This window comes from Methanoculleus sp. UBA291 (assembly GCF_002499755.1).
Lineage (GTDB): Archaea > Halobacteriota > Methanomicrobia > Methanomicrobiales > Methanoculleaceae > Methanoculleus > Methanoculleus palmolei.
Genome location: NZ_DANC01000013.1, coordinates 52,898 through 70,299, shown reverse-complemented (window position 1 = coordinate 70,299; position 17,402 = coordinate 52,898). Strand labels below are relative to the sequence as shown.

Annotated in this window: 17 protein-coding genes and 1 pseudogene; 13 read left to right on the top strand and 5 right to left on the bottom strand. The window is 57.9% G+C overall.

The features are described 5' to 3' along the window. Together BP737_RS02885 and BP737_RS02880 are read left to right on the top strand one after the other, a co-directional pair. Nucleotides 1-1,202, top strand: a 1,202-nt coding sequence (locus BP737_RS02885) for a PAS domain S-box protein (RefSeq protein WP_342685916.1), incomplete at its 5' end; no start/stop codon positions are given. A gap of 382 nt (nt 1,203-1,584) precedes the next feature. After that, complete coding sequence (locus BP737_RS02880; protein ID WP_342677963.1) at nt 1,585-1,857, top strand: hypothetical protein; 273 nt, start codon at nt 1,585-1,587, stop codon at nt 1,855-1,857. Nucleotides 1,858-2,049: 192 nt separating this feature from the next. Here the strand turns inward: BP737_RS02880 and BP737_RS02875 are convergent, their stop codons facing one another. Next, complete coding sequence (locus BP737_RS02875) at nt 2,050-2,556, bottom strand: hypothetical protein (RefSeq protein ID WP_342677965.1); 507 nt, start codon at nt 2,554-2,556, stop codon at nt 2,050-2,052. A 74-nt stretch (nt 2,557-2,630) separates the two neighbouring features. Here BP737_RS02875 and BP737_RS02870 point away from each other — a divergent pair, with 74 nt between their 5' ends. Next, a complete protein-coding gene (locus tag BP737_RS02870) occupies nt 2,631-3,923 on the top strand; it encodes a hypothetical protein (RefSeq protein WP_342677967.1) in 1,293 nt (430 codons plus the stop codon). Between the two features lie 499 nt (nt 3,924-4,422). On the opposite strand, the gene BP737_RS02865 is transcribed toward BP737_RS02870, so the two are convergent. Then, a complete protein-coding gene (locus BP737_RS02865) occupies nt 4,423-6,087 on the bottom strand; it encodes an RNA-binding domain-containing protein (protein ID WP_342685915.1) in 1,665 nt (554 codons plus the stop codon). A 918-nt stretch (nt 6,088-7,005) separates the two neighbouring features. Here BP737_RS02865 and BP737_RS02860 point away from each other — a divergent pair. The 10 genes from BP737_RS02860 to BP737_RS02815 all read left to right on the top strand — a co-directional run bounded on the left by BP737_RS02860 (nt 7,006) and on the right by BP737_RS02815 (nt 15,577). After that, nucleotides 7,006-8,151 (top strand): tyrosine-type recombinase/integrase, encoded by a 1,146-nt coding sequence (locus BP737_RS02860; protein ID WP_342685914.1) that lies wholly within the window; start codon nt 7,006-7,008, stop codon nt 8,149-8,151. A gap of 197 nt (nt 8,152-8,348) precedes the next feature. Next, on the top strand, nt 8,349-8,966 hold the full coding sequence (locus BP737_RS02855; protein WP_342685913.1) for a hypothetical protein: 618 nt from the start codon (nt 8,349-8,351) through the stop codon (nt 8,964-8,966). Then, the gene (locus BP737_RS02850; RefSeq protein WP_342685912.1) at nt 8,966-9,397 is read left to right on the top strand and encodes a hypothetical protein; all 432 of its coding nucleotides are present in this window, start codon (nt 8,966-8,968) and stop codon (nt 9,395-9,397) included. The genes BP737_RS02855 and BP737_RS02850 overlap by 1 nt, the downstream gene beginning before the upstream one ends. Before the next feature lie 242 nt (nt 9,398-9,639). Beyond that, nucleotides 9,640-9,783 (top strand): hypothetical protein, encoded by a 144-nt coding sequence (locus BP737_RS02845; RefSeq protein ID WP_342685911.1) that lies wholly within the window; start codon nt 9,640-9,642, stop codon nt 9,781-9,783. Between the two features lie 74 nt (nt 9,784-9,857). Then, nucleotides 9,858-10,043, top strand: coding sequence for a hypothetical protein (locus tag BP737_RS02840; protein WP_342685910.1), 186 nt, complete (start codon nt 9,858-9,860; stop codon nt 10,041-10,043). Continuing rightward, a complete protein-coding gene (locus tag BP737_RS02835) occupies nt 10,036-10,377 on the top strand; it encodes a hypothetical protein (RefSeq protein WP_342685909.1) in 342 nt (113 codons plus the stop codon). Before BP737_RS02840 ends, BP737_RS02835 begins: the two co-directional genes overlap by 8 nt. Beyond that, nucleotides 10,374-13,289 (top strand): hypothetical protein, encoded by a 2,916-nt coding sequence (locus BP737_RS02830; protein ID WP_342685908.1) that lies wholly within the window; start codon nt 10,374-10,376, stop codon nt 13,287-13,289. The genes BP737_RS02835 and BP737_RS02830 overlap by 4 nt, the downstream gene beginning before the upstream one ends. After that, on the top strand, nt 13,286-13,549 hold the full coding sequence (locus tag BP737_RS02825) for a hypothetical protein (RefSeq protein ID WP_342685907.1): 264 nt from the start codon (nt 13,286-13,288) through the stop codon (nt 13,547-13,549). Before BP737_RS02830 ends, BP737_RS02825 begins: the two co-directional genes overlap by 4 nt. Before the next feature lie 293 nt (nt 13,550-13,842). After that, entirely contained in the window at nt 13,843-15,297 is a 1,455-nt protein-coding gene (locus BP737_RS02820) for a DUF4062 domain-containing protein (protein ID WP_342685905.1), read from the top strand. After that, on the top strand, nt 15,290-15,577 hold the full coding sequence (locus BP737_RS02815) for a hypothetical protein (RefSeq protein WP_342685904.1): 288 nt from the start codon (nt 15,290-15,292) through the stop codon (nt 15,575-15,577). Before BP737_RS02820 ends, BP737_RS02815 begins: the two co-directional genes overlap by 8 nt. A 226-nt stretch (nt 15,578-15,803) precedes the next feature. Here the strand turns inward: BP737_RS02815 and BP737_RS02810 are convergent, their stop codons facing one another. The 3 genes and pseudogenes from BP737_RS02810 to BP737_RS02800 form a co-directional block, all read right to left on the bottom strand. Further along, nucleotides 15,804-16,322 carry a hypothetical protein gene (locus BP737_RS02810; protein ID WP_342685903.1) on the bottom strand — a complete coding sequence of 173 codons (519 nt, stop codon included), beginning with the start codon at nt 16,320-16,322 and terminating at the stop codon, nt 15,804-15,806. Between the two features lie 19 nt (nt 16,323-16,341). Next, complete coding sequence (locus BP737_RS02805) at nt 16,342-16,770, bottom strand: DUF365 domain-containing protein (RefSeq protein ID WP_342685902.1); 429 nt, start codon at nt 16,768-16,770, stop codon at nt 16,342-16,344. Nucleotides 16,771-16,773: 3 nt separating this feature from the next. Further along, nucleotides 16,774-17,222 (bottom strand): annotated as a pseudogene (locus tag BP737_RS02800) (EVE domain-containing protein). Nucleotides 17,223-17,402: the final 180 nt, after the last annotated feature.

The following is a 17,402-nucleotide window of genomic DNA, read 5'->3' as shown; positions in this document are numbered from 1 at the left end:
TGGCGGGGATGCACCTCGCACGCCTGCACGGGGTCGCCGGGTCGGGGAGGCCAGAACGGTTTGAGGATGCATGGGAGGGGCGAGTGTATGACGCCGTATTCTACCCGATCCGGGACGTAAGCGGCGCCGTTACCCGGGTTGTGGTCATTGCAAGGGATACCACCGGGAAACGGCAGGCGACTGATGCATTGAGGAAACTGGCGCATGACCTGAATGAACGGGTGAAAGAACTTTCCGTCCTTCACGAAGTATCCCGCATCATCGAGCAGTCGGGGGATTCGCTCGATGAGATCTTCTCCAGGGTTGCCCGGGTGCTCCCTTCCGGATGGCAGTACCCGGAGGATACCGTTGCCGGGATCATGGTGTACGGACGCAGGTTTGAGACGGAACGTTTTCGCGAGACGCCCTGGCGGCAGGCGTCTCCGGTTGTCGTCCACGGGGAGACGGTCGGCAGGGTGGAGGTCTGCCTCCTCCATGAACAGCCGGAGAAAGACGAAGGCCCGTTCCTCCGTGAGGAGCGGTCGCTGCTCGACACCGTCGCCCGCCGCCTCGGGAGAGCAATCGAACGCATACAGGCAACGGAGAGCCTCCAGCGGAGCGAATCGCAGTTCCGGGAGATCACGCAGCAAAGTTTCGATATGATCTACACCTGCTATAGTAACGGGGGGATCGCCTACATCTCCCCGGCGGTGATACGGATCCTCGGCTATACGCCGGATGAACTCATCGGCGCCAGGTGCCGCGATTACATCGTCCCCTCATCGCTCCCTCTGTGGGACGAGGGGCGCGAGAGGATAGCCGCGGGAAAACCGGTCGAAGGGCTCGAGGTAGAGTTCCGCCGCAAGGACGGGTCGGCGGTATTTCTCGAACTGAGCGAATCCCCGATTGTCCGCGAACGGTCGGTGATCGGAGTTCATGGGGTCGGCAGGGATATCTCCGAGCGGAAACAGAACGAGCAACTCCGGCAGCGAGCGTTCGAGCAGATCGAGCGGAACATCGAGCAGTTCGCCGTCCTCGGCGACCACATCCGCCAGCCCCTCCAGGTGATCCTCGGCATGACCGAACTGCTCGATGAAGGGGCGGCTACCGATCGGATCAGCGAGCAGGTCGAGCGAATCAACGGGTATGTCCGGCAGCTCGATCAGGGCTGGATCGAGTCGAGGCAGGTCCGGGAATTCCTCCGGAAGCATGAACTGGCATGAAGGGAGAAACAGCCCTCCCTCCTCCGTCGGTAATAACCCGGTGCCACACCCGAGAAGCACATGGACTCCCGGACCGTCGCCGTTTTCCGGGTAACGCCCGGATCACCGTCAAAATCACGGGCGCCGATCTCCAGACTCCCGACGAGATAGAGGCCGCCGTCGATCCGGCCTGCTCCCGGTCACACAGACCCACCCCGGCGGGAAGGACGGCACATACCGGACCCTGGTTGCGCAGCAATCATCACCCGGGCCGGGTGGTCCGACGGAGAGGAGAGAATTATGACGGACGGGACGAGGGGTGCGCCGGAGCCCGGAGGCTCTTGTAATCGTTACGGAAGCAAGACGAGAAACCACGGAAATTAAACGGTCAGACCGTCTGTTGATGGACCGGCGCCTCACGGTCGGTGGCGAATACGAAGAGGCTGCACGTCTCCATTCCGGCAAAGGGAAGAGCCGTGCCTGCCCCAGCCTCGATCCCATCCCGAAGGACTACAGGATGACCGGCACCGATAGGTGCGATGCCGTAAAAGCGGCTTACCGCTCACGCGAGGCGCAGGCAAAGACCTGCGGGGGTGTTATTTCCGGCAGGTGCCGGGAGGGATGCGGTGAACGACGGTTCGCAGAACCGGAGTTCGAGAAGACCGAAGGTCTTTGAGCGGCGACTTCCTCAAAGGGGAAGGAGTTCGGGTATCGCAAGGCTGAGGGGATCTCGTGGTGTTTCACTTCCCCACGAAACGGAGAAGCCCCTCAATGTTCGATATCGGACACCCAAAAACAGAAGATGTCCGATATGTCTGATAAATGTCCGAGAAATGTCCGATATCTCACAGAGTATACTCTCGACACATCAGGCTTTCCTGGGGCGTGATCGAGCTAAAACGTACTTTCTGCCCTTTTTTGCACCGACTGCTTCCAGCAAGCCGCGATGGACAAGATCGAGAAGATCGCGGTACCGGGTCTTCTCCGATACCTCCGGAGCAATCGATGTATAGTCCACAGCAGTTACTGCCGGTGCATCAGGTAAAAAAAGGTTCAGGAAGAAGATCGCGCTGTCGATAAATTCTACCTCTTTGGGCCGACAACCATCCGTGCGCCGGTCTGTTCCATAAACGGGGTCGACAAACGCTGCCTTTCCAAGTGAGCAGGCTGAGAGCGCCACGAGCTCCGCACTCTCGAAGCAGTCTTCCGGCGACTCCTCGGGGCAGACCCGCGCCCGTGGGAGTTTGAGGCACACCTCGTCTTGCTGTTGCACGTCACCGTGCGAGGAGATGTAGACGGGCTCGTAGCAGGGGTCATCTGAAATAGGAGTTACGCACCCAGTGATTTCCACCAAAAGATCAATATAAAGTGCCATAGTAAGAGAGAGCCTTTTACAATCGACGAGGTAAAAGAACAAATCAGGTCCAACAGAGGCCAGTAAGCGCTTGCATGGGTGCCTATCTGCACCACGGACAACCGGGTAGTTTCGCAACAGTAGATTGCCTGAGTGCCCGGGAGAGGATTCTCTACGACCGGTGGCCGGGATCGGAACTCTCTGTTCTAGAAAAGGAACTCATTTTTCATAGGGAAAACACCGGCTTCGTTGAGTATGATACAAAAGACGGGAAATACTTCTACCTCCACCCGTCACCGTTCTTGAACAGCCCAAAGAGAGAGATTTTCTGCGCTGAATCATGCGACCCGCCGGCAGAACATACCTTCGTCGAGGTCGAGATCGAATCCGAACGAGAATTTATGCCCAATGGGTCACAGGACCGCATCACCGTGAAAACCATCTGCGGCTGGAAACCTTTCGATCCGAGCCCGCTTGCGGAGCGCAGAAAAATTATGGACTACGAAGAGATCGTGTATTACTTCACCCTGCCGTTCCGGGGCGAGGAGGAGACAATCGAACAGATTGCAAAATGTTCCGCTCTCTACTCGCTTTCTTCTCCTCCGATCGCCGATGAGGTGGGAGGGATCAACGCCGCAATCCTCGGGAAAAAGACACAGTGGAATACCTTCAAAGGGTCTATGAAGGTCATTCCTCAGGACTTCTTCCGTCCCGGCTCGCGGTATTACTACTATATATCCGACCAGGAGAAGTGTACGGTCAAAAGAGGGTGCGAGGAGGCAAACCGGGCGATCTACCGGCCAGATGAATACATCATGGATATTCCACTTGTTATGGAGGAAGCATCACTTAACCAACTATCGAAGGATTGCAGAGAACTCATAAATGAAGAACGACCGATTATCACCTCATATATTCTCGATGCTCTTATCATCAAACCAGACCCGATGAACTCCGTTGAGAAGACGATAATCGACGCAGTGCATACCATACGGGAAGAGTACAAGCGAACTGGATACTCCCCCTACAAACAAAATCTGGGCGATGCAATCCCCAAGTTGACCTCCTCGCTTGCCCGACTTCAACGAGCCTCGAAAACAACCCAATCCGATGTTAAAGATGTCGTAGAACTCTGGCTGGATATGCACTGGAAAGCGAACAAAATCTACTCCTCTCCACTCAAAGTCGCAAAGCGATACGATCTGCTCGACACCGCACGGAAGCTGTACGTGGAACTCCACGACATCTATGGACTCGAGTTCTGGATTCCGCTCGACGAAGCAGTTACCAGAACTACGCTTCATCCAGAGGAGTTCATGGTTTCTCTTGAATCACTGATATTCGCAGGATATGCTGTGAGAAAAGCGGGAGCCATAAAGATCCTCTAGGCTTCAAAGGGGTTCAAATGAGAGCCTGAAACCGGGCATTCAAAATGTTTCGCTAGCAAAAGCGTCGGATTGGACCTTCCATCGGCCTGCCCTATGCCAAAAAGAATGGGCTCTACCCCACTCACCCGCAATCTGCACCACTATCTCCGGCTCATACCGCAGCACAACCTCGCTCATTCTCCCGCCGGCCTGCACCCGGATCAGGTCGTCCAGCCGCAGGGAGTCGAGCTTCTGTAGCTGCTTGAAGATGGGCCGGATACGGAAACTGAGCCCGCCTCGAGACCGGACGACACAAGAAATGAAGAATTGCGCTGATATCTGTGAAAAGGGAAGAGAGATCGCAGGTGAGGACTCTCAACAAATTGCTGCAAACTACTACAAATCACTACAAACCATTTCAGGGAGCAGGTTCAAAAAACTGTTTTTCCTTAGTCGTATTCCACATCCGACAAGATTTAATTGAGTTCATTTCTACAATCATCTCCAATCAGATTGCCGGTCATGATTTATGCGGCTTGTCGGATGCGAGAACCCATGTAGCAGCCTTTGTTCTCCCGACAGCTCGTATCGTCCCTTCTTTTCGCATCTCTTGAAGCAGATCCCGGATAAAGTGGTACTTCTGTTCATCGTTTAATGCATCTGAAACTTTGTTAAACAAAAGGTCCTCAATATCCGACCTCTTCGCTTCGCGATATGTTTTCAGATATGCCATTACCAGCCCCTTGAAATGCGCTTTATCAAGTGACCGCTTCCGGATATAATCGGCTCGCATATCTGTCTCGGCAGCGACACCCACTGAGACACGAAGATTCGGAGACCGACCCTCGATGAGTTGCTTCTTTCGGAGAATTCTACGCTCTTCCGGAGTGATCGATATCCCTTTCTGCACCTTATCGAGAGTTATAACATCCATCAGCGTCAGATCTTTTCGTCGGATCAACATCCGGGTATACTTCTCATCGATCACCCGTCCGAGAATGGTAACTCGCACAACCCTTTCTTCGCTGAGATCATAGTCCGGCATCGGGAAATAACGATCTCGTTGTTTCGAAAACATGCGCTTGATCCCGCTGCCTATCGTATCAATCATATTCAATTCGACCATTGCATTTGCAAGGAAAGGATTTCGATACCAATCAGGGGGCATATCACGCTCAATTACAGTCCGGACGGTTCCCGGAATAAAATCACCGCGATTCGTAAACATCAGAGAATCAGGCCTTTCGGTTACCGTGATGCGAGCAGATTGCTGGTAGTCCTGGTGTGCGATGCAGTTGTGCAACGCTTCGCGGACCACCCACCGGTCATACTGTGAAACTTCCGTGGGAAAGAGCGTCTCCTCAGAAATATGGCGAATAGTGAGATTTCGGATCTTTTCAAACACTTTATCGACTGCAAGAATCAATGGCTGATCGAAATGGGCATAATCGATCTCAATTTCTGCATCGTTCCGCAAAACCCAGGTGATGCGTGCAATGGCAGGTAAGAGGTAGTGTCCCGCTTCGCCCTTTCCAAGGAGAAGGATTGCGGTCTTCGTTATCTTGCCGTCTCTGCAAACCTTTGCTTTATTCAGAAAGGTCGCGTCATCCCATTCATCAATCTCTTCTGCGAGATCCTGATGCTTTTTCTTATATTTAGCACGTGCAAACGCGATTGCTTCCGGATCGAGATCGGCGATTGTAGCGCCGTCACAGATCTCGGCAGACCAGTCAGGTAGCGGTGCACGTATTCGATCGATCTCATGAAGCCCCAAAGGCTCAAGCGAATCATGAGTGCGACCATATGCAACGCGCCTCCATGTAGTCGGAACTCCGCGAAGAGCAGGTGGGATTTCGAACATGATCACCCGCATCCCATTGACGGCGATCTCGTGAATTGCATGAAACGTCATCTGATGATTCGTCTGCTGCCCGATCTTCTGCTTGAGATGTTCGAGTCCGGGCGGCATGAGACAATAGTTTGACCCAACAATCTTTCTAGGAGGTTTATCGGTAACACCAAAGATGAGCCACCCGGCAGCTTCTCCATTCAGGCTGGCTTCATTGCTTAGCGCAGAGAAATATCTGCCGATGTCGTCAAAATCAAGATTACTTTTTGCTTCCTTGAACTCAATCCATTCCGTTTCAGCCGGAAGCAGCAGGAATTCCTGTAACCGGGAAAGCATTACAGTAGATATCCCCCTCTCACATTAGGATAGTTTCGCTGCACGCAACTCTTCTTCTGTAGGGCTATCCTTATTTCTTCGGCAGCGCCGCATCCTCCACCGGCAGACTACATTCCCTCCGTCCCTGGTACTATACCCGTTCTTCTCCTCCTGTCCGGGACCTCTGACGACCATGACCGGTTCGAACCTCGCCGGTCATCGTCTGCCGGGGAGTGCTCGTCGCGCCATACTCCGCATTGTGCTCCTCGCACGGAGGAATGGCGCACGGAGGAATGGCGCAAGGCCACCCCTCAAACGACCCCCACCGCCCGGACGCTTCGCGCCTCCTCCCGCCCCCTCAGGAGGGCCTGGCGGTGCAAGGCGATAGATCGTGGATGGGGGAGATGCAACCAGCGACCCGAATCGCTCCCCCGATGTGACAAACGCCTCCCGCACGGAGCATGGTGCCGCAGCACGATGTGGAGCACGCACTCCTGCAGGTGGGACCGGTGAGGCTCCCCAGAGGACAACCGTCCCCGTCGCGCGATGAAGCAGAGGGCTAGGGAGTCTTTCATTGCCCTAACGAGGAGGAATTTCATGGAAAAATTGGTAAGGATGCGGGGCAGACGATCGCATCCGGGTGAAAACCGCACTAGAGAATATCCCGATTAATTGTCTCCGTGGGTGCCGCCCAATAAAATAAGCAGTAACCCACATGTTGCCGAGCATCCCAAATAGGAAGCTCAAGATGTATAGCACACTTGACTCTCACGGGCGTGCTCTATCGAACGAAAATGCAAGAAGAGGAGAATCGAACCTGAAGTTAGGATGCGGGGGAAGGGATTCGAACCCTTGAACTCCTGCGAGACTGGACCCTAAACCTATCACATACACTTGGCGCTGTTTACACCTTTAACCGCGCCGGGAGAACGGTTGCCAATGAGTGTGATAGAGAAACTGAAGAACCTCGATCCGGTCAATAAAACGTATATCGAAAAGTACGTTCGCCACCTCAAGCTCAAGCAGCTGAAGCAGAAGACCATCGATACGAAGGTCTGGCGGATCTACACCTTCCTCTCCTGGAGCAAGTTCAGCGACGCACAAGAGGCAGGCCCGGAGCGGCTGGAAGACTACTTCATCGAGCGAAGAGCGACGGTCAGCCCCTTCACCCTGCAGGGCGACATCCTCGAACTGAAGCTCTTCTTCCGCTGGCTTGTCCCTGACAGGGAGAAGGAACTTTTCTGTAACATCCGGATGAGGCGTCCGCGCAAGCATCTCCCCGTCGACCAGTTGATCACCCGCGAGGATATCGTCCGGCTCGTGGATGTCTGCGACAAGCCGCGCGACCGGGCACTGATCATGCTCATGTGGGACTCCGGCGCCCGAATCGGGGAACTCCTGAACCTCAACATCGGCCACGTCCAGTTCGACCGCTACGGTGCGGTGGTGATCGTGAACGGCAAGACCGGGATGCGGCGCCTCCGCCTGATCAGCTCCGTGCCGGATCTGCAGACCTGGGTCAACACGCACCCGCTCCGTGCGGACGCAAACGCCCCGCTCTTCGTGACCTCCCGGAGGTATGGGCACGAGCCCCGGCGCATGAGTGTCCGGACGGTTGAGAACAAGTTGAAGTACGTCGCCCGGAAACTTGGGATGACGAAACCGATTCACCCCCACGCCATCCGTCACGCCCGGCTCACCGATCTGACCCGGAGCAACGGTAAGAAGCAGGGGCTCTCCGAGATGGAGCTCCGGCTCGTCGCCGGCTGGGAGAAGAACAGCGCGATGCCGGAGGTGTATGTTCACCTCTCAGGCGCGGATGTCGAGCGGAAGCTGCTGGAGAACGCCGGGCTCGTCGATGATGCGTCCGACCGGATGGATACCGCGCTCGAACCCCGGCAGTGCCCGCGATGCAAGGCCCTGAATGCTTATGACGCCTTCTATTGTGCGACGTGCTCAATGGCGCTCGTTGAGGAGGCGGCGAGAAAGGTGGACGAGTCGACGGAGGAGGCGAAGAAGAGCGGGGAGTATCTGGAGTATCTGGAGTTGGTTCGGCAGCTGAAGAAGGATTTGGGGTTAACGTGATCGGGATTGCTTCTCCAGTTATCAGTGTTGTAATGGCCTTATCATAAGGCCATAATGCACGCTCCATTTTCTGGCTCTTACTTTCGATAGGATGGGATGAGACAACATTCAAAGCGACCGAAGAGCCAATAGGAATATTTAAATAGTTATGTATAGTATGATATACTATGCCAAGTTACTATACTTTGGTATAGGTGATGGATGTGGACAACAGAACTTACGCGATCTGGCACTTTGAACTGTATCCCGATCTGAAGCACGCGAAAGCCCAGGATGACAAAGATCTCTCTACTATGCGTCCGGGCTTAACTAACCGTACGGAAGTGCGGGGGTATCTGAGCAAAAATCATGGTGGACTTATTGTTAATCCCGAGGAGGATCCCGTCGCAGGTTATTATGTGACAGTCGCCGCCAACTTGGTGGGGTTAAGAGACCTCACTGATGAGGAGACTGATGAAGTCTACGAGAAGTATGGGGACTATATGGCTCTTCTGTACATCAGTTCCGAGTCAAGTGCCCCAGACCTCGTTGGAGTATTCCAGCCGCTCAGCTGGAAGGAAGAGTATCCTCGCACTTCAACAACACCTGTCAGTTTCAGGATCCCGACACCGCTTCTAGAAGACTTTAAGGCCGCCTGCAGTAGTTATAACATTTCGCAGGCAGCAGTCGTCACTAACGCGATGTGGGACCATGCTATTGGATGGAGAATCGAATCGATTACGATGTCTCCGAATATCTTGCTCGGAAATGGCGAGGAGTGGAAGCCTGACTATTCCATACCATACGTGCGCATTGATGCAGGGGATGGTTGTTGATGTTTCAGGGTCTCAGTGAGAGAACGGAGACTGCTGTCTCCCTTTGCAATTTAACTCAACACTACATTCGCCTCTATCGTCCAGATGGTACTGCACTGGAACTGCCACCGAGCGGGAAAGTGGCGAGAGTGGCTTCTGCCCCGGAGATCCTCGGGGAGGTTGAGGGAGTTCCGGTTCTTTACACAACCTATGGACAGGCGCTCAACCTTCCCGATCCGCAGGAAGGGGTCATGTACATCACATCATGGGTGGTAGCAGAGGTTATGAAGAGAGCAGATGTTGTATGCCCGGACACATCTCCACGTTCTGCTGTTCGCGACGAGCAGGGAAAAATCCTGGGAGTGAAAGCGTTGCGATCATACACTGATATGGGTAACACCCCATCGCTGCGCATGGCCCTGCTCCATGAGCCGAAAAGCGCGTGTGTGTAATGCTATTGACTTCAACAGATATTTACACGCTTTTTCTCCTATAAAACAGACCCAGCCATTGTAGTCTTCTTGGCTTAATGGGCGAGCTACACTGTAGTTGCTCACGTTCACCGAGCGCGGTTCTCGCTTATAACTCCCCCACGCCCACCTCTTTTACGTGCGGGAACCTGCTTGGAGGCCGACCGACCAACGTCGCTCTCCTCAGCACCGATCACCATGATCCACCCGCACAGGAGCAGTCTATGAAAGAGATCACCCAGGAAGTGCTCGACCACATTCCGGACCCGATAGCAAAACTCGTCTGGGAGAAGTGGATCGCCGATGGTAAAGCCAGATTGATAACGCCAAACAACGAGGGAACAAAATGCAAAGCACAGACAGGATAGACGGCAGCCCACATGATGAAGCGTGCGCCAACATCGATTCACACGGGACTGCCAACAACTCTTCTCCGTCCGAAGTGATAAGATCAGCTACCGACGAGCGACACGCGGGTATCGTCCCGCTCTACCTGGTCCAGCAGGTCGTGGCCGCCGAAGTAAGTCGATACGGCCGGGCAGTGCGGGAGATCCACGTCGTCCGGACCGGCTGCCACTACTACACCATCACGACCGTAACCGCACAGGAGGCTGCCGGCCATGACTGAGCCGGGCACCCTCTCCCACGGCACCGGCGGGGCGCTCCACATCTCCGTCGACGCCGAGAAGTACCGGATCGAGCCTGAGGACCTCAAGAACCTCCTCTTCTACGGCAGGGTGATCCCGATCTGCGAGGACCGCTCGCGGACGACCCCGGGCGGTATCCTGGTCAGCGAGATCTCCATCGAGGGGCACGCGGCGATGAATGCCTCCGGTAAGGCAGTGATGCTCCACACCCGTGTCGGCTCCTACATCATCCCGCTCGTCAGTTTCCAGCGGGTCGCCCGCGGGGAGGCTATCTCCGCACCCCTCTTCCCCCTCGTGCCGGGGGTGACGGGATGAGCGACGGGCCACTGGGCCGGAGCTCGAGCACCAGAGGTGCGAGTGACGAGATCAGAACCGCGGTAAACGTACTTGCCCCCGATAGCAGCGTGGTCGAGGTCCGGGCACTCGCCGACGGCATCACCCACTCTGGCTACTTCGACGATCACGAGGCGCTCGCCCGGGCCGTCGAGGCCCTCGACGCCGACCCCTCGGTCGCCGGGATCTACGTCACTCTCAACACCGTGAACCCGGCCCTCCTCGCCCGCCGGGCAAACCGGATCAAGATGCGGCTCTCCCGCAAAGACGCCACTACGGCCGACGCCGATATTATCCGCCGGCGCTGGTTCCCGGTGGATATCGACCCGGTCCGGCCGAGCGGCGTCTCGTCCACGGACGCCGAGCACGACGCGGCGCTTGCCGCTGCGGAGCGGATCGCGGCCTACCTCACGGAGCAGGGCTTCCCCGCGCCCGTCCGGGCGGACTCGGGCAACGGCGCCCACCTCCTCTACCGGGTGGACCTCGATAATGACGAGGCGGCCACCGCGCTTGTGAAGGGGGCACTCGCGACCCTCGACGCCCTCTTCTCCAACGAGGCCGTCACCGTCGACACCGCGAACCACAACGCCGCCCGGATCTGGAAGCTCTACGGCACCACGTCGAGGAAGGGCGACAATACTCCGGAGCGGCCGCACCGGCGGGCGAGGCTCCTCGCCGTGCCGGACGATGTCCGCATGGTGCCCCGGGAGTACCTGCAGCACCTCGCGGCGCTCCTCCCGCGGGAAGAACCATCGCGGTCGAAGAAAGCAAACGGCAACGGTCCCGGCATCAACCTCGCTTCCTGGCTCCTCGACCACGGCCTCGCGGTCCGGAGCACCAGGCCCTACCAGGGCGGCACCCTCTATGTCCTCGACGAGTGCCCGTTCTCGCCGGCCCACAAAGACGGGGCGTTTGCGATCCAGTTCGCGAACGGCGCCGTCTTCGCCGGCTGCCACCACGCGAGCTGCGGCGGGGGCGCCCAGCGCTGGCCGGAACTCCGGGCGAAGTACGAGCCAAAGCGGACCAGGACCCCGACGAAGAAGGCCGAGTTGCCGCCTCTCCCCCCTCCTGCTCTCGTCGAGGATGAGCACCAGGCGCGTGCCATGGAGATTCTCAAGAGCGGCGACCCGCTCGCCTTCCTCCTCGACACCTTCAACAAGAGCCACGTCGGCGACCGGACCGTCGCGGAGTGCCTGATCATGTCCGTCGCCTCGCAGTCGGTCGCGAACACCAAGGGGCTGCACGTCTCGATCTCCGGCAACTCCGGCAAGGGGAAGAGCCACGCCTGCACCACGATGCTCAACCTCATCCCAGAGTCCCACAGGATGACCGGCACCGTCTCGAACAAGGCGCTCTACTACGCTGACGACCTCCGGCCGGGGACGGTGATCCTCTTCGACGATACCTCGCTCTCAGACGACCTGCAGGAGGTCCTGAAGTCGGCCACCTCGTCCTTCCACGAACCGATCGAGCACCGGACCGTCACGGCCGACCGGCAGCTCCGGGTCTGCTCGATTCCCGAACGGTGCGTCTGGTGGCTCGCCAAGGTCGAGAACCCCGGCGACGACCAGGTGATGAACCGGATGCTGACGGTCTGGATCGACGACTCGGCCGATCAGGACCGGCGTGTGCTCGAGCACCTCAAGGAGACGGAGGCCGGCATGTATCGGAGAGGGGACGACCCGGACGTTCTCACCTGCCGGGCGCTCTGGTCGGTCCTGAAGCAGCAGCGGATCTTTGTCCGCATCCCCTTCGCCCGCAGGATCCAGTTCTCGAACGTCGCGAACCGCCGGAACCCAGCGATGCTCTTTGACCTGATCAAGTGCCACGCGGCGCTCCGGTTCCTGCAGCGGGAGGGGAAGGAGACGGGCGACGAGATCCGGATCGAGGCGGCCCGGCAGGACTTCGATGCGGCTGCCCGGCTCTACGCCGCGATCAACCAGGAGGGTGGCGGGCAGGACTCGAAGATGACCCGGAACGAAGCCGCGGCGCTCGCCACGATTGCCCGGATGGGCTGGGAGACGTTCACGGTCCGGATGCTGCAGCAGGCGACAGGGTTGTCCTACCACCAGGTCCGGCGGATCCTGCAGGGCTACACCACGAGGGGCACGGTCTACTGCGGGCTGCTGGAGAAGTGCCCGGCGCTCGCCGTGGTGGACGCGACGGTCATCGATGAGAGCACCGGGACGACCGTCCGCCGGCACGAGTCCCATTTCCAGTTCGACGCCGAGCGCTACCGGGAGTGGACGGCAGAGCTCGCGGTCTGGCTGGAGGATGAGGGTGAAGGAGGGGAGGACGACTCCCCACCACCTTCTGGCGACGGTTTGCAACATCGACAACCCTGCTGCAAAGGGGAGCGCAAACATAGTTGCAAAGAGATCGAGGAGGGGGATTCTCAACGGGACGAGACGGATTTGATGAACGGAGGGATTTTGTCCGGAATCGATCGCGGCGATCAGAGGTCGTTTGCAGCAAAATCCGGATCACACAGTTCACCTGATCCCGTTCCACTGGAAGAGCATCTTGTTCTCGTGCATGGACAGGGGGTGCCGTGTGGTTCCAGGCCTGCTGCAAATGAAAAGATCGAACGCGCTAATTTATCGTCGAATTGTAAAAATTACGGCATATCAAAGATTCCGCACGCCAAAAGTGTTTGCGCTCCTATTTGCGCACCCCTTTGCAGCACGGGTGCAAATGCTGCAAACGGCGTCCGGCCGCTGTCAGGGGTGCTTGACCCCAGGTCGTTTGCCAGGGTGAAGGTCGAGCTCGGCCGGTGCGACGTATGCGGTGCCGCAAAAGCGGTCTACCGCTCGCGAGAGGCGCAGGCGAAGATCTGCGAGGGGTGTTATGCACGGCTGGTGCGGGAGGGGAACGCAAAGGAGGGAATACGGTGATCCCTGTCGATCCCCTGCAGGGGCCGGCCGTGGTGCTCGGCATGGCCGGAGCGGCGCTGGTGGCTTCGCGATCGCAGGGCATCAGGCAGATAGGGTTCGGTGCCTGGATTGTGGGGAACCTCCTGTGGGTGATATACGCGACGGTGGAGGGGAACGCCTATATGATGACCCTCTTCGGGTTTTACTGGGTCACGGCAGCACTGGGGCTGATGAACACACGAGAGAGGGAGGATGCGGCTCGGTTCGCACCGGAGAACTGAAGGATGCAGAACGGTCATCCGCTCAATAGTTCGTTAGAGCAGAACGCCATCTCATTGCACCATCATCCGACGCCGCACGGTGCAAACCGTTAACGTCAATGCAGTTCGGATTGAATCTCATTCCGATAGCAGCAAACAACCCTGCCGGCATAAACACGTTACATTCTTCTTCATTCCCGGGAGAATACTCAGAACGAGATCAGAGGCATAGAGAGGGGAGAGATGGCAGTCGGAAAGATCGGTGCCTGGACACATTTGGGAGCATCCGCGATGAGCGTCATAAGAGCTGCGGCATGACCCCCGTCCGCATCTTCATCAGCAGCGTGCAGAAGGAGTTCGCCGACGAGCGGGCGGCTCTCCGCGATTACCTGCGGGGCGACGCACTGATGCGGCGGTTCTTCGAGGTCTTCCTCTTCGAGGACGTCCCTGCCGCCGACCGCCGCGCCGACGACCTGTACCTCGACGAGGTCCGGCGTTGCGATATCTATGTTGGGCTGTTCGGGGACGACTACGGCTCCGAGGACGCCGGAGGGGTCTCGCCGACCGAACGGGAGTTCGACCTCGCCACCACCGAAGGGAAGTACCGGCTCATCTACGTCAGGGGCACGGATGACACCGTCCGCCACCCGAAGATGCGTGCGCTCGTCGGCAGAGCGCAGGCGGGCCTGATCCGGAAACGGTTCAACACCCCCTCGGAACTGGTCGCCGGGCTGTATGCGGCGCTGGTCGAGTACCTGGAGGAGAGGCAGCTCATCCGGTCCGGCCCATTCGACGCGGCCCCGTGCACGAAGGCGACACTCGAACACCTGGATCCTGAACGTATGGCGTGGTTCCTCCGCACGGCCAGGGCGACCCGCCGGTTCCCCCTCGCCCCCGATGCCTCTCCCGCTGACCTGCTGGAGCACCTGAACCTGCTCGACGACGGACAGGTGACGAACGCCGCGGTCCTCCTCTTCGGGAAGCAGCCGCAGCGATTCCTGATCTCCTCCGAGATCAAGTGCGCCCACTTCCACGGCACCGAGGTCGCCAAACCGATCCCGTCCTACCAGGTCTACAAGGGCACGGTCTTCGACCTCGTGGACGCGGCGGTGGACTTCGTCCTCGGCAAGATCGCCCTCTCGGTCGGCACCCGCGAAGCCGGCCCGCAGGCGCCGGTGCGCTACGAGATCCCCAAAGAGGTGGTGGCGGAGGCGATCGTGAACGCGGTCGCCCACCGCGACTACACGAGCAACGGCAGCGTGCAGGTGATGCTCTTCGCCGACCGCCTGGAGGTCTGGAACCCGGGCACGCTCCCGCCGTCCCTGACGCTCGAGAAACTCCGGCAGGCCCACGGCTCGGTACCGGGCAACCCGCTCCTTGCCGAACCTATGTATCTCACCGGCTACATCGAGCGGATGGGTACGGGGACGCGGGACATGATCCGGCGCTGCACCGAGGCCGGGCTGCCGGAGCCGGAGTTTGCTGTCAGTGATGGGTTCCAGACGATCATCCGCCGGATCCGGGGTAGAGGTGCCGGCGAACCTAGGGAAAAACCTAGGGAAGAAACTAGGGAAAAAACTAGGGATAAGATCCTGGCCCTGATCGCAGCCAACCCATCTATCAGCACGAATGAGCTCGCAGAGCAGATCGGTATCACACCCAAAGGGATTGAATGGCAGATCCAGCAACTGAAGCGGGCGGGTCAGCTCAAACGGGTAGGTCCAAAGAAGGGTGGCCGCTGGGAGATCACCGAAGGCGGTGATGAGTAGCGTCGGTGAGCGTGGGATTTTCACGCAGATGCTGGTCGTCACCTTCTTCTGGAGGATGCGTGAAGGCAGGCTCAACGAGGTGACGACAGAGCACCCGCACGACATCACCGTGGCTCTTCACGGCCCGGTCGGGAAAGGGCTTCTGATGAGCGAGGGGTCGGGCCGGAGCACGTTCTCCTACCGTCCCGGCCGCCACTCGATGGCGGGTGGATGTTCGGAGATCCTGGGATCTGTTCGAAGCCGAGCTCCGAACATTTGCCGGGGAGCTCCGAACATTTGATCGCAAGCTCCGAACATTTGGATACACTGCACGAGACCGCAAGACCGGTTGGATCTGTGCGAAAAGCGTCGAGGAAGATAGTTGAGGCAACAGTTCTCCGCCTCTGCGAGGGCAGATACCTGGCCCTTGATGACCTGGCCGGCCTGCACTCGCACCTTCGGGTGCTCACGCTCCACTCCGGAGGGAGCATCGCGGCTCGCAACCTTCTACGCGAGGGACGCGGGGACTACGCAACATTCTTGATCTTTGCCTTCAGTCTGGATGCGAACGTCTCCATTGAGCTCAGATCTTTGAACCCGGCGAGGATCACCTTCCCTGACGAGAAGATGAGGGCGGTCCCTGTGTCGCCCCGGTAGATCAGGCCCGGGAACTGTTCGGGCTCGTACTCGACCTGCTCCATCTTGAGCGCGACGACGAGCCGCGATAGCGGGACCTCGAGCTGGAAGTCGTCCATGCCGACGATGTTCCTGATCTCCGGCGGCGACGCGAGTGAAGGGTCGATGAGGGGTGAGATAAGGGTGAGGAATTCCCGATAGGAGGCATCGACCTCGTCGAGGGACGTGAGGCCGTAGATGATGTATTTCCCGCTCTTGTAGATGGTGGCCTTCCCTCTGGAGAGGAGGATGTAGGCCCCGTGGTAGTTCTCGGGATTGTATCGGTAGTTCGTATCGGGGAGCTCCGGCAACCGCTCAAACGGGACGGGTTGGTGAAGGTCGCCGGAAGCGACGATATTGATGAGTTTCATCCTTGAAAATTTATGGGACTTACTCCCGGAGATACCTTCCCCCGACCGGAACGAACCGCTCTGGCTTCATCACCGTATCGTACTTCTGGATATCCTCGAGCTCGAGAGCCATCCAGGGCCGCTTTCGGGGCACCTCCTTCCTGACCCGGACCCCTTGCCACCGCTCCTGGTTCTCGGCGTAGGCTTTTGCCTCCTCCCTTGTGAGGAAGATCGCATCCCCGAAGGTCTCGAAGAACGCGAGGGGGTTATCGTCGATGACGATCCGTTTGATCGTCGCCTCCCCGACGTAGCCGGTATCCTCATGGGACTGGTAGAAGACGAGTCTCATGCCCGGCTTGAGTTCTTTAAAGACAGTGGCGGGCTTGATGAAGACGGTCTTGTTGTCCTTGAAGAACCTGGGCATGAGGTGTTTGGGGACGGGGAAGGTGACGCCGGTGATCTCGGGCATCGGTTACGCCTCCACTCCGGCCCGTTTGAGGATGAGGCGGTAGTCCTCCTCCGGGATCTCGCGCATGGCTATCCTGAGGTGGCCGCTCCACATCGTCTTGTTCGTGATGAATTTGAGATCCTCGATCAGCGGCTTGAACTCAAGTGGTTCAGGGAAGACCGTAACCGGCCGGACCTTCATGCGGTAGGGAAGACCTCGTCGCCCATCTGCGGCGGGGTGACAAAGAGGCGGGAGTGGTCCTCGTAGGGTTCGGAGACGACTTCATAGGCGCCGGTTATCGCTGAGGGGAGTATTGTGTAGTCCTCTTTCTCCTGCCGGACGTACACGAGTATTGTATCCCCGGGCTTCACCCGCTGCATGAGGGTTCTGTTCCGCTTTGGAACTCCCCAGGTGTGCTTCGCATCGAGGATCTTGGCGTTGTCCCGGTTGGAGGAGGCGATCCAGTGGGTCATATGATAGAGTCATTAACTCCACATCATATGAGGTTTGTTTTTGTGATTGATCTTGAGAACTTATTTTTCACGTAGTATCTCTCCCTTACAATGAGCATTTTACTAAAGGATTTCTTGGATCAATCGAAATCAACCAAAAACAATTCCTAACGTTTTTATCGGAGAACAGGGCTATTAAAA

Coding starts and splice junctions, on each gene's coding strand:
- BP737_RS02880 (WP_342677963.1), top strand. CDS start 1,585: ATGGACCGGCGCCTCACGGTCGGTGGCGAATACGAAGAGGCTGCACGT.
- BP737_RS02875 (WP_342677965.1), bottom strand. CDS start 2,556: ATGGCACTTTATATTGATCTTTTGGTGGAAATCACTGGGTGCGTAACT.
- BP737_RS02870 (WP_342677967.1), top strand. CDS start 2,631: ATGGGTGCCTATCTGCACCACGGACAACCGGGTAGTTTCGCAACAGTA.
- BP737_RS02865 (WP_342685915.1), bottom strand. CDS start 6,087: ATGCTTTCCCGGTTACAGGAATTCCTGCTGCTTCCGGCTGAAACGGAA.
- BP737_RS02860 (WP_342685914.1), top strand. CDS start 7,006: ATGAGTGTGATAGAGAAACTGAAGAACCTCGATCCGGTCAATAAAACG.
- BP737_RS02855 (WP_342685913.1), top strand. CDS start 8,349: ATGGATGTGGACAACAGAACTTACGCGATCTGGCACTTTGAACTGTAT.
- BP737_RS02850 (WP_342685912.1), top strand. CDS start 8,966: ATGTTTCAGGGTCTCAGTGAGAGAACGGAGACTGCTGTCTCCCTTTGC.
- BP737_RS02845 (WP_342685911.1), top strand. CDS start 9,640: ATGAAAGAGATCACCCAGGAAGTGCTCGACCACATTCCGGACCCGATA.
- BP737_RS02835 (WP_342685909.1), top strand. CDS start 10,036: ATGACTGAGCCGGGCACCCTCTCCCACGGCACCGGCGGGGCGCTCCAC.
- BP737_RS02830 (WP_342685908.1), top strand. CDS start 10,374: ATGAGCGACGGGCCACTGGGCCGGAGCTCGAGCACCAGAGGTGCGAGT.
- BP737_RS02820 (WP_342685905.1), top strand. CDS start 13,843: ATGACCCCCGTCCGCATCTTCATCAGCAGCGTGCAGAAGGAGTTCGCC.
- BP737_RS02815 (WP_342685904.1), top strand. CDS start 15,290: ATGAGTAGCGTCGGTGAGCGTGGGATTTTCACGCAGATGCTGGTCGTC.
- BP737_RS02810 (WP_342685903.1), bottom strand. CDS start 16,322: ATGAAACTCATCAATATCGTCGCTTCCGGCGACCTTCACCAACCCGTC.
- BP737_RS02805 (WP_342685902.1), bottom strand. CDS start 16,770: ATGCCCGAGATCACCGGCGTCACCTTCCCCGTCCCCAAACACCTCATG.